The organism is Alphaproteobacteria bacterium, from assembly GCA_041396705.1.
Lineage (GTDB): Bacteria > Pseudomonadota > Alphaproteobacteria > CALKHQ01 > CALKHQ01 > CALKHQ01.
Genome location: JAWKYB010000023.1, coordinates 31,117 through 43,927 on the forward strand (window position 1 = coordinate 31,117; position 12,811 = coordinate 43,927).

Sequence of the window (12,811 nt, forward strand, 5' to 3'; positions counted from 1 at the left end):
ATGGACGCGCTGATCGACAACTGGCTGGCCAGCACGCCCGAGATGGCGGCGCCGCTGCTGATCGCCGCGCTGGGCCTGATCATCAACGAGCGCGCCGGCGTACTCAACCTCGGCGCCGAGGGGCTGATGATGGTGGGCGCACTGGCCGGGGTGATGGGGGCCTACCACGCCGGCACGCCGTGGGTCGGCGTCGCCGCCGCCGTCGTGGCGGCAGGCGTCGTCTCCGCCCTGTTCGCCTTCATCGTCGTCGTGCTGCGCGCCGACCAGGTGATCACCGGGCTGACCGTGGTGGCGTTCGGCGCCGGGCTGACCGGGCTGATCGGCCCGCCCTACAGCCAGACCGCGATCGCGCCGTTCGGCGAGATCGACCTCGGCTTCCTCACCGCCATCCCCTATGTCGGCCGCATGATCTTCGGCCAGGACGTGCTGTTCTACCTGGCCATTGCGCTGGCCGCGCTGACCTGGTGGCTGCTCTACCGGTCGCAGCCGGGGCTGGTGCTGCGCGCGGTCGGCGAGAACCCGCAGGCCGCCGACGCCGCCGGCGCCGACGTGCAGGGCGTACGCATCGCCGCGGTGGTCGCCGGCGGCGTGCTGTGCGGGCTGGCCGGCGCCGACCTGTCGCTGGCGGCCAGCCAGACCTGGGTCGAGGGCATGACCGGCGGCCGCGGCTGGATCGCGGTCGCGCTGGTCATCTTCGCGCGCTGGAGCCCGTGGCGGGCGATCCTCGGCGCGCTGCTGTTCGGCAGCATCGAGGCGCTGATCCCGCGCATCCAGGCCACCGGCGCCAACGTGCCGACATTCCTGTTGAAGATGCTGCCCTATCTGGCGACGCTGGCGGTGCTGATCTTCACCGCCGTCGTCCGCCGCTCCGTCCACGCCGCGCCGGCCGCGCTCGGCCAGGCCTATGCCCGCGAGGACCGGCGCGACTGAACGGGAGGCCCGCTGCCGATGCCCTCATTCTCGCTTGCCGGCCGCCAGGCCGTGGTCACCGGTGCCAGCCGCGGCATCGGCGCGGCGCTGGCCGAGGGGCTGGCCGAGGCCGGTGCCGACGTCGTGCTGGTCGCCCGCAGCGCCGCCGACCTGGCCGACACCGCCCGCGCGGTCGAGCGCCACGGCCGCAACGCGCTGTGCCTGTCCTGCGACGTCGCCTCGGTCGCCGCGGTGGGCCAGCTCGCCGACGACGTGGCGCGGCAGGGCTGGCAGCCGGCGATCCTGATCAACAACGCCGGCTTCGAGCGGGTGAAGCCGTCGGCCGACGTCGACGAGGCCACCTGGGACGCGATCGTCGACACCAACCTGAAGGGTGCGTTCTTCGTCGCCCAGGCCTTCGCCCGGCCGCTGCTGGCCGCCGGCCTGCCCGGCGCCATCGTCAACGTCTGCTCGCTGACGTCGGGCGTCGGCATCCCCACCGCCGCGCCCTACACCGCGTCGAAAAGCGGGATGCTGGGCATGACCCGCGCGCTGTCGGCCGAGTGGGCGCCGCGCGGCATCCGCGTCAACGGCATCGGGCCGGGCTATTTCCGCACGGCGATGACCGAAGGCTTTTACCGGGACCCGGACTGGCAGCAGGCGATGCTGGGCAAGATTCCGATGGGCCGGTTCGGCCGGCTCGACGACCTGGTCGGCGCCGCGGTGTTCCTGGCGTCCGACGCCGCCGCCTACATCACCGGCCAGCTGCTCTACGTCGACGGCGGCACCATGGCGTCGATCTGATCCGCGCTGCGGGCCGCCGGCTTGGCGGCGACGCGCGCGGCCGGCAGGCGCAGCAACACGGTGGTGCCCTGGCCCAGCCTGCTCTCCAGCGACAGGCTGCCCTGATGCAGCTCCATCAGCGCCACCGACAGCGGCAGGCCGAGCCCGGTGCCGGGCAGCCGGCCGTCGCGGCCGTCGTGCACCTGGGTGAACGGCTTCAGCGCCTCTGGAATGTCCTCCGGCCGCATCCCGATGCCGGTATCGGTGACCTCGATCTCCAGGCCGCCGTCGGCGAGGCCGCGCACGGCCACCCGCACCTGGCCGCCGGGCGGCGTGAACTTGACCGCATTGGACAGGATGTTGATCAGCACCTGGCTGAGCTTGGTGCGGTCGACGCGCACGGCCGGCGCGGCCGGGCCCTGGACCCGGAACACGTCGACCGAGCCGGCCATCGCGGCAGGCTGGACCAGCCGCAGCGCGGCGTCGATCAACTCGTCCAGCGGCACCGTCGCCTCGTCGAGGATCAGCTTGCTGTTCGAGGCCTGGGCCAGGTGCAGGATCGCGTTGATCAGCGCCAGCAGATGCCGGCCGCTATCGCGGATGTCGTCGACATATTCTCTGTACTTCGCGTGCCCGAGCGGGCCGAACGCCTCGTGCTGCATCAGGTCCGAGAAGCCGATGATCGCGTTCAGCGGCGTGCGCAGCTCATGACTCATGTTGGTGAGGAACGACGACTTGGCCTCGTTGGCCCGCTCGGCGCCGGCCTGCGCCGCCTCGGCGTCGCGGGTGCGCTCGACCAGCTGGCGGTGCACCGCGTCCAGGCGGTCGAGCATGCGGTTGAACTCGAGGCCCAGCGCCTGGAACTCCTCGGCGCCGGCGATGGCCAGCCGCCGGTCGAGCCGGCCGGTCTGGCGGATCGCCTGGATGTCGCCGGTGACCCGGGCGAGCGGCCGCACCACGGTCCGCTGCAGCAGCAACCACAGCACGGCGATCGCCAGCAGCCCGGCCAGCACCAGCGCCAGCAACGAAATGCCGATGATCCGGTCGCCGGCGCCGGTCACGTCGCGCGGCGTCTCGACCCGCAGCCGCAGTGCCGGGTTGCCGTGGATATCGCCGAGCACCAGCGCGCCGACCAGCAGGTCGGGGCTGCGTGCGACAACGGCATAGTCGCCGGCGACGGCATCGGCATCGGCCGCGAGCGGCTCGGCCGAGAACCGCACCTGGGTCTCGTCGGCGACCGCGGCGACGACGGTATCGGTCAGCAGCCGGCCGAACACCAGCGTGCCGTTGGCCGGGCCGGTGTCGGCGCTCGGCATCACCGGCGTGGCGGCGACCAGCATCGGCCCCAGCGCGGTCGGCAGGATGCCGTGCACATCGCTGAACCGTGCCGCCGCCGCCAGCAGCGGATCGCCGGGCGGCAGCGACGCCAACGCCGGCAATTCGAGCACAGCACCGGTGTCCAGGTCGTAGACCTGCCCCAGATCGCCTGGCCGGCCAGGTCGTAGAAATAGACCAGGTTCATGCCGATGGTGCGGATGCTGTCGAACGCCAGGTTGCGCTCGATGTAGCCGTCGTCCAGCCCGGCGACGAAGCCGTAGGTCTCGTCCCAGTGCGACCAGTCGGTGGCGGTGCGCACCATCGCGTCCAGCCGCAGCCCGATGGCGGCCTGCACCCGCTCGGCATTGCGCCGGGCCTGGCCTTCCTCGATCGAGGCGAAGCCGCCGGCCACCGGCACCAGCACGGCCGCGTTGAGGCCGGCCATCGCCAGGATGGCCCCTCCGGTCAGCAACGCGATGGTCTGCTTCAGGCGCACGCAACGGGTCCGTCAAGACGGCGCGCCCGCCGCCGGGCCGCTTCGCTCGGCCCATACCATCGCAGGTCGGGACTAGAGAGTTGTTAAGGCGCGATAATCCCGTCGGCAACCTACAGCGTCGAGCCGATCCAGGCCAGCGACCACAGCGCCATCTCGTCGACCATGTCGGGGCCGCCGAACGCATCCCAGACGTGGTCGGTGTCGAGCACCAGCAGCTCTTCCGGCCCATCATGGTTGGCGAGATAGGAGCGGCCCTCCAGCGGCTGCGGCTGCACGATGGTGTCGCGGGTGCCGACGATCACCAGCAGCGGGCCCGGATAGTGCGCGATCGAGGCCAGCGGCGTGACCAGATACAGCTCCTCGAAGAACGGCGTGCGCATGTCGAACTCGGCGCCCCAGGGCAGCGCCACATGCACCGGCGCGCCGCCGCTGGCCAGGCCGGCGGCCACCGTGTCGGCGCCCATCAGCGGCGGATAGGTCGCCAGCGGATGCGCCACCGGCGCCCACAGCACCAGCGTGTCGACCCGCGGGTCGGCCGCCGCCGCGCCGGCCGCCACCAGCCCGCCCTGGCTCCAGCCGATCACGGCCAGCCGCTCGCCGTCGACCCGCGCATCGCCGGCCAGCCAGTCGATGGCGGCCAGCGCATCGCGGGTCTGGCCGGTGAAGGTGGTGTCCTCCCACGCGCCGTCGCTCTCGCCCGAGCCGCGGAAGTCGATGCGCAGCGAGGCGACGCCGTGCTCGGCCAGCCGTCGCGCCGTCCGCGAGAACACGCCCTCGTCGGTGTTGGCGATCGGCAGCTCGTCGCGCGAGCCGGTGAAGCCGTGCAGCAGCAGCGCCACCGGCGGCCGCTCCACGTCGCCCGGCAGCGCCAGGGTGCCGATCACGGCCTGCCCGTCCACCGTCAGCGTGACGATCTCCTGCGTCACCGGATGGCCGCCGGCCGTCAGCGCATCGCGTGCGGCGGTCAGCGTGGGGCTGGCCTGCGCCCAGGCGGCGGACGCCGCACCGCACAGGACCAAGCCGAGACCGAAACCGAGACAGATATGCCGCCGCATCGCGCCCTCCCCGTGTCCGCTGGAGACGGGGAAGTCTAATGCCGTTCCGAGGCGCGCGGGAAGCGCTGCGGCTATTTCGACTTCAGGAAGATGTCCAGGCTGACCAGCCGGTCGAGCAGCCAGATCGCGACCACCGCCACCACGATGTAGACCACCGAGACCGCGGCGAGGTCGGGCGTGATCACGCTGCGGATCGAGTTGTAGATGCTGACCGGCAGGGTGACGATGCGCGCGTCGACCAGCAGCAGGCTGACGATGAACTCGTTGAACGCCAGGATGAACATCAGCAGCGCGCCGCTGATCACGCCCGGCAGCACCGCCGGCAGCGTGACGGTGAGGAACACCTGCAGCGGCGGCGCGCCGCAGCTGGCGGCGGCCAGCTCCAGGTCGGGGTCGAGCGCGTTGACGCTGGCGCTGACCGCCCAGATCATGAACGGCAGGTTGATCACGCAGGCCGCGACGCCGACCGGCCACAGCTGGCCCAGGATGCGCACCTCGCCGAAGATCAGCATCAGGCCGATGCCGGAGACGATCAGCGGGATGGTGAACGGCAGCAGCAGATAGACCTGGATCGCGGTCAGGAACCGCAGCCGGAACCGCACCATGGCGATCGCCGCCAGCGTGCCGACCGGGATCGCGATCGCGGTGCACACCGCCGCCACCCACAGCGAGCGCAGGAAGGCGTCGACGAACTCGCTACGTTCCCACAGCCGCTCGTACCAGCGCAGCGACAGCCCGTCGGGCGGGAAAGTGACGATCTCGCCGGCGGTGAACGAGGCCGCCAGCACGATCACGGTCGGCAGCCCGAGGCAGATCAGGTTGAACCAGACGATGCCCCACAGCACCATCGTCTTCGAACGCGGCGCGCGCATCAGCGCTGCCCCCCCAGTCCGTCATCCCCGGGCTTGTCCCGGGGATCTATGCGGGAAAGGGCGCCGTCCGCCCTCGCCGCCCGTACGAACCCGGCCGGAGATCCCCGGCACGAGCCCGGGGATGACGCGCTCTGGGGGGCGAGACGCCGCCAACAGAGTCGCCGCTGCATCCTCGTCAACCCCGCCGCGCGACGAAGCTGAGGGTGCCGGCGCCGAGGCCGGCGAAGATGACGGCGACCAGGGTGCTGCCCAGCAGCACCAGGATCACCGCCAGCGCCGAGCCGAGGCCGGCGTTGGAGATCTGGAAGAAACCGTCGTAGATCGCGTTGGCGATGAAGTCGATGGTGCCGCCGCCGAGGATCTCCGGCATGGCGAAGTCGGTCACGGTCAGCGTGAACACCACCACCGCGGCGCCGACCAGGCCCGGCTTGGCCATCGGGATCACCACGTGCAGGAAGGTGCGCGGCCAGGTCGCGCCCAGGCTCTCCGAGGCCTGCTCGACCTCCTCCGGAATCGCGGTCAGCGCCGGCGCCAGCATCAGCACCGCGAACGGCAGCATGTACTGGACCAGACCGAGCAGGACGGCGTTGTAGTTGTAGAGCAGGTCGAGCGTGCCGAGGCCGAGGCCCGACAGCGCCTGGTTGATCAGCCCCTGCTTGCCCAGGATGATCAGCCATCCGTAGGCCCGCACGACCTGGCCGATGAAGAACGGCAGGAACAGGCAGACCAGCAACGCCTTGCGGGTCAGGCGCGACGGCGTGCGCACCATGACATAGGCATAGGGGAAGGCCAGCACCAGCGTCACCGCGGTGACGATCACCGCCGCCAGCACGCTGCGCAAAACGATGTCGAGATAGACCGCCTGGTCGGCGACGATGGCGTAGTTGGCGAACGACCACGCCTCGACCAGCCGGTAGGTGGCCGGGTCGAGCGCGCGCAGGCTGTAGTCGACGATGTAGACCATGCCCGCGGCCAGCAGCCCGACCAGCAGCAGCGCCGGGGCCAGCAGGAGCCAACCGGTGAAGCGCCGGCACGGCCGCGGCCACAGCGCCGCCGCCACGGCCTCGGCCGCATCGAGCAGGCGCCAGCGCAGCGGCAGCCGGATGTGGGACGCTTGGTGCACGTGACCGGTCGCGGTGCTTCCCCTCCCCCGTTCCCGGGGGAGGGTGGCAGCAGTCGCCGGCGGGTCAGCCCTGCATGATCTCGTTGAACTTGGTGAACCACTCCTGCTGGTGTTCGACCAGCACCGGGCTCGGCACCGAGACCAGGTTGGCGAAGTCCTCAGGCTTGGTGGGATAGGCCGGGTCGCCGACCAGGTCGGCCGGCGGCTCCAGGCCGGGGAACACCGGCGGCAGGCCGAGCAGGCTGCACCATTCCTGCTGCGCCGGGCCGGACAGCGCGTGGTTGACGAACTGCTTGGCCCAGTATTCCTCGTTCTCCGGCAGGTTCTTCGGCACCCACAGGCCGTCGGTATCGACCTTGCAGCCTTCCTCCGGCACGGTCCAGCTGACGGCGATGCCGCTCTGCTTGGCCGCGCGGGCGTTGACCGAGATGGTGCAGGCGATGTCGATCTCGCCCTGCTGGAACCAGGTGGTGAAGTCCGGGTCCTCGCCCAGCAGCGGCTCCTGCGCCTTCAGCTGGCGGTAGAATTCCCAGCCCGGCTCCATGTTGTCGGGGATGTCAGCCGCCGTGCCGCCGCCGATGATGACGTTGACGGGGGTGAAGCCGATGCCGTCGTCGTACAGCGCGATGCGGCCCTTGAACCGCGGCTCCATCATCACCTTCCAGCTGGCCGGCGGGCCGTCCGGAAACGCCTCGTCGCGATAGGCGCAGACATAGACGTAGGAATAGGTGTTGACGAACGGATAGCCGTCGATGCCGGCCGGCTTGGCCACCGGCAGCAGGCCTTCCAGATTGGGCAGGTCGTCCAGCGCGACCGTCACCCCGCGCTGGGCGGAGATGGTGGCGTTGGTGCTGGTGTCCCAGTTGACGTGGATCGGCGGCACCCGGCCCTGGTCGATCGCGGCCCAGATCTTCGGCCGGATCTCGTTGTCCTCGGTGTAGTCGAAGCGGACCGCGATCCCGGTCTCGGCGGTGAAGCCGTCGGCGACGCCGCCCTGCAGCGCCTCGCCCCAGGCGCCGCCCCAGGCGCGCACGATGATCTCGCTCGGCTTCGCCGGCTGGGCCGACGCACGGCGCACGAACGGTGCCGACAGCGCGGCGGCGCCGGCGGCCGTGGCGGCGCCGCTGCGCAGGAACTGGCGGCGGGTGGCGCCGCTGCGGATCGGTGATTGTCCAGTCATGTTGACCTCCCCCGTGTTGAATGAATGGCGGTTCTAGCCGATGTCGGCCGGGAAGACGAGCAGGTCGTCCGCCGCCCAGTTCAGGCCGACCCGGTCGCCGGGCGCACGCAGTCCCTGGACGGACGGCGCGTGCTCGATCACGCGCAGCGCGGGCTGTCCCAGCCCGTCGACCGCGCAGACATAGATCAGGCGGTCGCCCTCGAACACCTCCTCGGTGACCGTGGCCGGAAGCGTGTCCGGCGCATCGGCGGCCGCGATCCGCACCCGTTCGGCCCGCAGCGCGCACTGCACCGGTGCACCGGCGCGCACCACGCCCTGGTTGCGGCCGACCAGGCGCAGGTCGCCGACCGCGACGGTCGCGCGGTCGCCGTCCAGCGCGGTCGCCTCGCCCGGCAGCAGGTTGGTCATGCCGAGGAAGCCGGCGACGAAGGCATTGCTGGGCGCGTTGTAGGTGGTCAGCGGGTCCGCCGCCTGCTGGATGCGGCCGTGGTCCATCACGATCACCCGGTCCGACATCACCAGCGCCTCGCGCTGGTCGTGGGTGACGTTGATGGTGGTGACGCCCAGTTCCTGCTGGATGCGGCGGAACTCCAGCTGCATGTCCTCGCGCAGCTTGCGGTCGAGCGCGGCCAGCGGCTCGTCGAGCAGCAGCAGGTCGGGATGGAACACCAGCGCGCGCGCGATCGCCACCCGCTGCTGCTGGCCGCCGCTGAGCTGCTGCACGCGCCGGCGGCCGAGGCCGTCCAGCCGCACCAGCTTCAGGTAGGTCTCGACCCGCTCGCCGATGCTGCGCGGATCGAAGCGGCGCATCTTCAGCGGATAGGCCACGTTCTGCGCCGCGGTCATGTGCGGGAACAGCGCCAGCCGCTGGAACACCATGCCGATCGAGCGCCGGTGCGGCGGCTGGTCGGCGACCGAGCGGCCGTGGATCGCGATCGCGCCGGCGTCGGGCGCCTCGAAGCCGGCGATCATCCGCAGCAGCGTCGACTTGCCGGAGCCGCTGGGGCCGAGAATGGTCAGGAAATCGCCGGCGCGCACGGCGAAGGTCGCATCCTCCACCGCCGTCACCGCGCCATAGCGCTTGGTGACGCCGCGCAGGTCGACCATCGGCGCCTGGCCGTCCGGCGCCGCCTCCCGTTCCGCTGCGGTCATCCCCTCGCCGCCCCCTGCCCCCTGTGGTGAAGGACGGCGTGCGACATACACGATGCGACCGGCCGGGCAAACGAAAAGCTCATTCCGCCTCGCGCAGCGCGCGCACCGCGCGCAACCGCTCCACCGCCATGTCGACGAAGGCGCGCACCTTGGCATTGGCCCGCCGGCCCTCGGCATGGACCACATGGATCGGCAACGGCGGCGGCTCGTGGTTGGCCAGCACGATCCGCAGCCGGTCGTGCTTCAACTCGGCCTCGACCTGATAGGCCAGCACCCGGACCAGGCCCAGGCCGGCGACGGCGGCGGCGATGGCCTGGTCGGCGGTGTTGGCGACAAGGCGCGGCGGCGGGGCGTTCGGCAGGTCGCGCTCGGCGAACATCGGCGAGAAGCTGACGCGGTCGTGGCGCGCCAGATCCTCCGGCCGGCGCGGCACCCCATGCCGCTCCAGATAGCGCGGCGCCGCGCAGGTGACGCGCCTGACGCTGCCGACGCGCACCGCGGTCAGGGCGGAATCGGGCAGCTGGGCGATCCGGATCGCCACATCGAAACCCTCCTCCAGCATGTCGACCACGCGGTCGACCAGCAGGCAGCGCACGTGCACGCTCGGGTGGCGGCCGAGGAAATCGAGCACGATCGGGGCGACGTGGAAGCGCCCGAACAGCACCGGCGCGGTGACGCCGAGCTGGCCGGTCGGCTGGGTGTGGCCGCCGGCGGCGGCCGCCTCGGCATCCGCCAGCTCCGCCAGGATGCGCTTGCAGTCGGCGAGATAACCCGCGCCGGCCTCGGTCAGCCGCACCGTGCGGGTCGACCGGCGCAGCAGCCGGGTGCCGATCCGCTCCTCCAGCCCGGCCACCGCGCGGGTGACCGAGGGCGCCGACAGGCCGAGCTGGCGGGCCGCCGGCGCGAAGCCGCCCTTGTCCGCCACCGCAACGAAGGCGCGCATCGCGTCCAGGCGGTCCATGATTATTTCATCCTGTGCAATAAACCGCTGCCGTTTCGGCGGATTGTCGTCACCCGCTGAAAGAAGCATCACTCGGGCCCGCGCCGCAACAGGAGAGCGCCATGATCCGCCTGCACGACTTCCCGCTGTCCGGCCACAGCCACCGGGCCCGTCTGTTCCTCTCGCTGCTGGGACTGGCGCACGAGATCGTGCCGGTCGACATGGCCAGCGGCGCGCACAAGGCCGCGCCATTCCTGGCCCTGAACCCGTTCGGACAGGTGCCGGTGCTGCAGGACGGCGAGGTCACGCTGGCCGACAGCAATGCGATCCTGGTCTATCTGGCGCTGCGCCACGACCCGGCGCGCCGCTGGTACCCGGCAGAGCCGGCGGCGGCCGCGGCGGTACAGCGCTGGCTGTCGGTGGCCGCCGGGCAACTGGCCGGCGGGCCGGCTGCGGCCCGGCTGGCGACGGTATTCGGCGCGAAGCTGGACACCGAGCGCGCCAAGGCGATCGCGGCGAACCTGTTCGACGTGCTGGAACGGCACCTTGCCGGCCGCGACTGGCTGGTCGGATCGGCGGCGACCATCGCCGACGTCGCGCTGTATTCCTACACGGCGCACGCGCCGGAGGGCGGCGTCGCGCTGACGCCCTATCCCGCGATCCGTGCCTGGCTGGGCCGGATCGAGGCGCTGCCGGGCTTCGTGGCAATGCCGGCCAGCCCGCAGGCGGCCGCGGCGGCCTGATGCCGGGCGCGCCCTACTCGGAACAGCGGTAGAGCGTCTGCTCGCCGCCGGCGACCATGTCGCTGGTCAGCCGGAACTGGGTCTCGCCGTCGGCGCCGACCAGGCCGGTCGCGGTTTCGACCTGGTCGGGCATGTCCAGGTCGGAGAAGTCGACGACCAGGCTGCCCTGCGCCAGCGACCACACGCCGATCGCTTCGACCGGGTTGCCGCCGGCGTTGGTCACCGCCCAGGCGCCGGAGGCATAGAAGGCCATGGTGTCGCCGTCGAGGCATTCCTCGGCGGCGCCCATGCCCACAGGCCGACGAAATAGTCCTCGGTCAGGTCGAGCGGCTCGACCTGCTCAAACAGGCCGCCGGCCGGACCGGCCGCCATGGCCGGCGCCGCGGCGACGGCCGCGGCCAGGGCCAGCGTGACTGTGCGAATCCTGGCGGGCATCTGCCATCCCCCTCGATTTCGCAAGGCCGCCCGTGCGCGGCCCCGCCGTTTGCGCCGGCGCAGGCGGACCCGGACGGTCAGGCGGCGCTGCGGTTCCGCTCGCTGCCGCTGGCGCTCTGCACTGCGGCCGGCGTCGCCCGCGTGCGCCACAGCGAGGCGACCAGGCCCGCGCCGAGAATTGCCAGCGTGATCGCCAGCGACAGCATCGCAGGCATCTTGCCGATGTCGAGCAGGTCCGCCGCCAGGATCTTGCCGCCGATGAACACCAGCACGACGGCCAGCGCGTATTTCAGCAGCGCGAAGCGATGCATCATCGCCGACAACGCGAAGAACAGCGCGCGCAGGCCGAGCACGGCGAAGATGTTCGATGTATAGACGATGTAGGGGTCGGTGGTGATGGCGAAGATCGCCGGGATCGAATCGACCGCGAAGATGATGTCGGCGATCTCGACCAGCACCAGCGCGAGCAGCAGCGGGGTCGCGAATGTCACCACCCGCCCGCTGCGCGGATCGGGCTGGCGGACCAGGAAGCGGTCCTCGTGCAGCTGCTCGGTGACGCGCAGGCGCCGGCGCATGAGCCGCAGGATCGGGTTGCTGGCGACGTCGTATTCCTTGTCGGCGGTCAACAGCATCTTCAGCCCGGTCAGCACCAGGAAGGCGGCGAAGACCTGCAGCACCCAGTCGAACTCATGCACCGCGGCAACGCCGGCGCCGATCATGATCGCGCGCAGCACCACCACGCCGAGGATGCCCCAGACCAGCACGCGATGCTGGTAGGCGCGCGGAATGCCGAAATAGGCGAAGATGGTGGCGATGACGAAGACGTTGTCGAGCGCCAGGCTCCATTCGACGACGAAGCCGGTCAGGTACTGCACCGCCGGATCGGGCCCGAGGTGGTGCCAGACCCAGCCGGCGAAGGCCACGCCGATGCCGACGTAGAAGGCGGACAGCTTCAGGCTTTCGCGGACGCCGATTTCCTTGGGCTTGCGGTGGAGGATGCCCAGGTCGAACACCAGCAGGGCCAGGATGACGCAGAAGAACGCCAGCCAGCTCCACAGCGGCTTGCCCAGAATGTCGCCGAACAGGAAGTCCATTACGTGAAGTCGTCCGCCGGCTGGGTTCGCGACAAGACTGCGCGCGCACGGAAGAGTCGGCCGCTTCCGCCGGGGCACCCCCGCTGTCGTCGCTGTGTCGGGTCAAGTGGTGTGCGCTGCATCGGACTTCAAGCCGTTGGCGTTACACGAACATCACAGTGACGCGGATCGGCAACAGGTCATTGCGCGGTCAGCCAGCGGCGGTAAAGCACCAGGGTATACCGCGGCCCCGGCGCCCGGCCGATCTCCTCGAAACCGCAGCGCCCCATCAGCCGCCGCGACGCCCGATCGGGCTCGTCGACCGCGGCGACCAGCCGGCCCAGGCCGCAGCGATCGCGCGCATGGCCGGCGAGCAACGCAAGCGCCGCGGTGGCGTGGCCGTCGCCCCAGAACGCCGGGTCGAGCGCGATCAGCGGCTCCACGCCGCCTGCCATCTCCGGCGCGGCGCCACCGCCGGCAGGCACCGGCAGCAGCCCGGCGACCCCGGCGAAGCCGGCGTCGGCGATCCGCACGGTCCACAAACCCAGCCCGCGCCCGTCGAGTTCCGCGCTCTGCGCCAGCATGCCGCCGACCGCCGCGCGCGGCAGCGCCGCATCGTCGCACAGATAGAGCCGGACCAGCGGATGCCACAGCAGGCGGCACAGCTCGTCCAGGTCGCGCCCGGCCGACGGTTCCAGGGTCAGCCCGCCGTCGCGCAGGGTCGGCTTCATGC

14 protein-coding genes are annotated in these 12,811 nt (G+C 71.4%); 3 read left to right on the plus strand and 11 right to left on the minus strand.

Features of this window, described 5'->3' with window-relative positions:
• Nucleotides 1-930 (plus strand): ABC transporter permease, encoded by a 930-nt coding sequence (locus R3F55_24230; protein ID MEZ5670483.1) that lies wholly within the window; start codon nucleotides 1-3, stop codon nucleotides 928-930.
• A gap of 18 nt (nucleotides 931-948) precedes the next feature.
• Nucleotides 949-1,713: a glucose 1-dehydrogenase gene (locus R3F55_24235; protein MEZ5670484.1), complete on the plus strand. Its 765-nt coding sequence runs from the start codon at nucleotides 949-951 to the stop codon at nucleotides 1,711-1,713.
• Here R3F55_24235 and R3F55_24240 read toward each other — a convergent pair.
• The 8 genes from R3F55_24240 to R3F55_24275 all read right to left on the minus strand — a co-directional run bounded on the left by R3F55_24240 (nucleotide 1,680) and on the right by R3F55_24275 (nucleotide 9,848).
• The gene (locus R3F55_24240; protein ID MEZ5670485.1) at nucleotides 1,680-3,122 is read right to left on the minus strand and encodes an ATP-binding protein; all 1,443 of its coding nucleotides are present in this window, start codon (nucleotides 3,120-3,122) and stop codon (nucleotides 1,680-1,682) included. The genes R3F55_24235 and R3F55_24240 overlap by 34 nt on opposite strands.
• Entirely contained in the window at nucleotides 3,008-3,505 is a 498-nt protein-coding gene (locus R3F55_24245) for a CHASE4 domain-containing protein (protein ID MEZ5670486.1), read from the minus strand. Before R3F55_24245 ends, R3F55_24240 begins: the two co-directional genes overlap by 115 nt.
• Nucleotides 3,506-3,615: 110 nt before the next feature.
• A complete protein-coding gene (locus tag R3F55_24250; GenBank protein ID MEZ5670487.1) occupies nucleotides 3,616-4,560 on the minus strand; it encodes an alpha/beta fold hydrolase in 945 nt (314 codons plus the stop codon).
• 71 nt (nucleotides 4,561-4,631) lie between these two features.
• On the minus strand, nucleotides 4,632-5,432 hold the full coding sequence (locus tag R3F55_24255) for an ABC transporter permease (GenBank protein ID MEZ5670488.1): 801 nt from the start codon (nucleotides 5,430-5,432) through the stop codon (nucleotides 4,632-4,634).
• Between the two features lie 175 nt (nucleotides 5,433-5,607).
• Complete coding sequence (locus R3F55_24260; protein MEZ5670489.1) at nucleotides 5,608-6,555, minus strand: ABC transporter permease; 948 nt, start codon at nucleotides 6,553-6,555, stop codon at nucleotides 5,608-5,610.
• Between the two features lie 64 nt (nucleotides 6,556-6,619).
• The gene (locus tag R3F55_24265) at nucleotides 6,620-7,735 is read right to left on the minus strand and encodes an ABC transporter substrate-binding protein (protein ID MEZ5670490.1); all 1,116 of its coding nucleotides are present in this window, start codon (nucleotides 7,733-7,735) and stop codon (nucleotides 6,620-6,622) included.
• A 33-nt stretch (nucleotides 7,736-7,768) separates the two neighbouring features.
• Nucleotides 7,769-8,842 carry an ABC transporter ATP-binding protein gene (locus R3F55_24270; protein ID MEZ5670491.1) on the minus strand — a complete coding sequence of 358 codons (1,074 nt, stop codon included), beginning with the start codon at nucleotides 8,840-8,842 and terminating at the stop codon, nucleotides 7,769-7,771.
• A 124-nt stretch (nucleotides 8,843-8,966) separates the two neighbouring features.
• Nucleotides 8,967-9,848: a LysR family transcriptional regulator gene (locus tag R3F55_24275; protein ID MEZ5670492.1), complete on the minus strand. Its 882-nt coding sequence runs from the start codon at nucleotides 9,846-9,848 to the stop codon at nucleotides 8,967-8,969.
• 101 nt (nucleotides 9,849-9,949) lie between these two features.
• Between R3F55_24275 and R3F55_24280 the strand changes: the two genes are divergently transcribed.
• Entirely contained in the window at nucleotides 9,950-10,570 is a 621-nt protein-coding gene (locus tag R3F55_24280; GenBank protein ID MEZ5670493.1) for a glutathione S-transferase, read from the plus strand.
• Between the two features lie 13 nt (nucleotides 10,571-10,583).
• On the opposite strand, the gene R3F55_24285 is transcribed toward R3F55_24280, so the two are convergent.
• From R3F55_24285 to R3F55_24295, 3 genes are all read right to left on the minus strand, one after another.
• Entirely contained in the window at nucleotides 10,584-10,859 is a 276-nt protein-coding gene (locus R3F55_24285) for a hypothetical protein (GenBank protein ID MEZ5670494.1), read from the minus strand.
• A gap of 223 nt (nucleotides 10,860-11,082) precedes the next feature.
• On the minus strand, nucleotides 11,083-12,099 hold the full coding sequence (locus R3F55_24290; protein MEZ5670495.1) for a TerC family protein: 1,017 nt from the start codon (nucleotides 12,097-12,099) through the stop codon (nucleotides 11,083-11,085).
• Between the two features lie 179 nt (nucleotides 12,100-12,278).
• A complete protein-coding gene (locus R3F55_24295) occupies nucleotides 12,279-12,809 on the minus strand; it encodes a GNAT family N-acetyltransferase (protein MEZ5670496.1) in 531 nt (176 codons plus the stop codon).
• Nucleotides 12,810-12,811 lie beyond the last annotated feature (2 nt).

Excerpts from the sequence above, each read along its gene's own strand:
- R3F55_24230 (MEZ5670483.1), top strand. The coding sequence starts at position 1 with ATGGACGCGCTGATCGACAACTGGCTGGCCAGCACGCCCGAGATGGCG.
- R3F55_24235 (MEZ5670484.1), top strand. The coding sequence starts at position 949 with ATGCCCTCATTCTCGCTTGCCGGCCGCCAGGCCGTGGTCACCGGTGCC.
- R3F55_24250 (MEZ5670487.1), bottom strand. The coding sequence starts at position 4,560 with ATGCGGCGGCATATCTGTCTCGGTTTCGGTCTCGGCTTGGTCCTGTGC.
- R3F55_24255 (MEZ5670488.1), bottom strand. The coding sequence starts at position 5,432 with ATGCGCGCGCCGCGTTCGAAGACGATGGTGCTGTGGGGCATCGTCTGG.
- R3F55_24265 (MEZ5670490.1), bottom strand. The coding sequence starts at position 7,735 with ATGACTGGACAATCACCGATCCGCAGCGGCGCCACCCGCCGCCAGTTC.
- R3F55_24270 (MEZ5670491.1), bottom strand. The coding sequence starts at position 8,842 with ATGGTCGACCTGCGCGGCGTCACCAAGCGCTATGGCGCGGTGACGGCG.
- R3F55_24275 (MEZ5670492.1), bottom strand. The coding sequence starts at position 9,848 with ATGGACCGCCTGGACGCGATGCGCGCCTTCGTTGCGGTGGCGGACAAG.
- R3F55_24280 (MEZ5670493.1), top strand. The coding sequence starts at position 9,950 with ATGATCCGCCTGCACGACTTCCCGCTGTCCGGCCACAGCCACCGGGCC.
- R3F55_24285 (MEZ5670494.1), bottom strand. The coding sequence starts at position 10,859 with ATGGGCGCCGCCGAGGAATGCCTCGACGGCGACACCATGGCCTTCTAT.
- R3F55_24290 (MEZ5670495.1), bottom strand. The coding sequence starts at position 12,099 with ATGGACTTCCTGTTCGGCGACATTCTGGGCAAGCCGCTGTGGAGCTGG.
- R3F55_24295 (MEZ5670496.1), bottom strand. The coding sequence starts at position 12,809 with ATGAAGCCGACCCTGCGCGACGGCGGGCTGACCCTGGAACCGTCGGCC.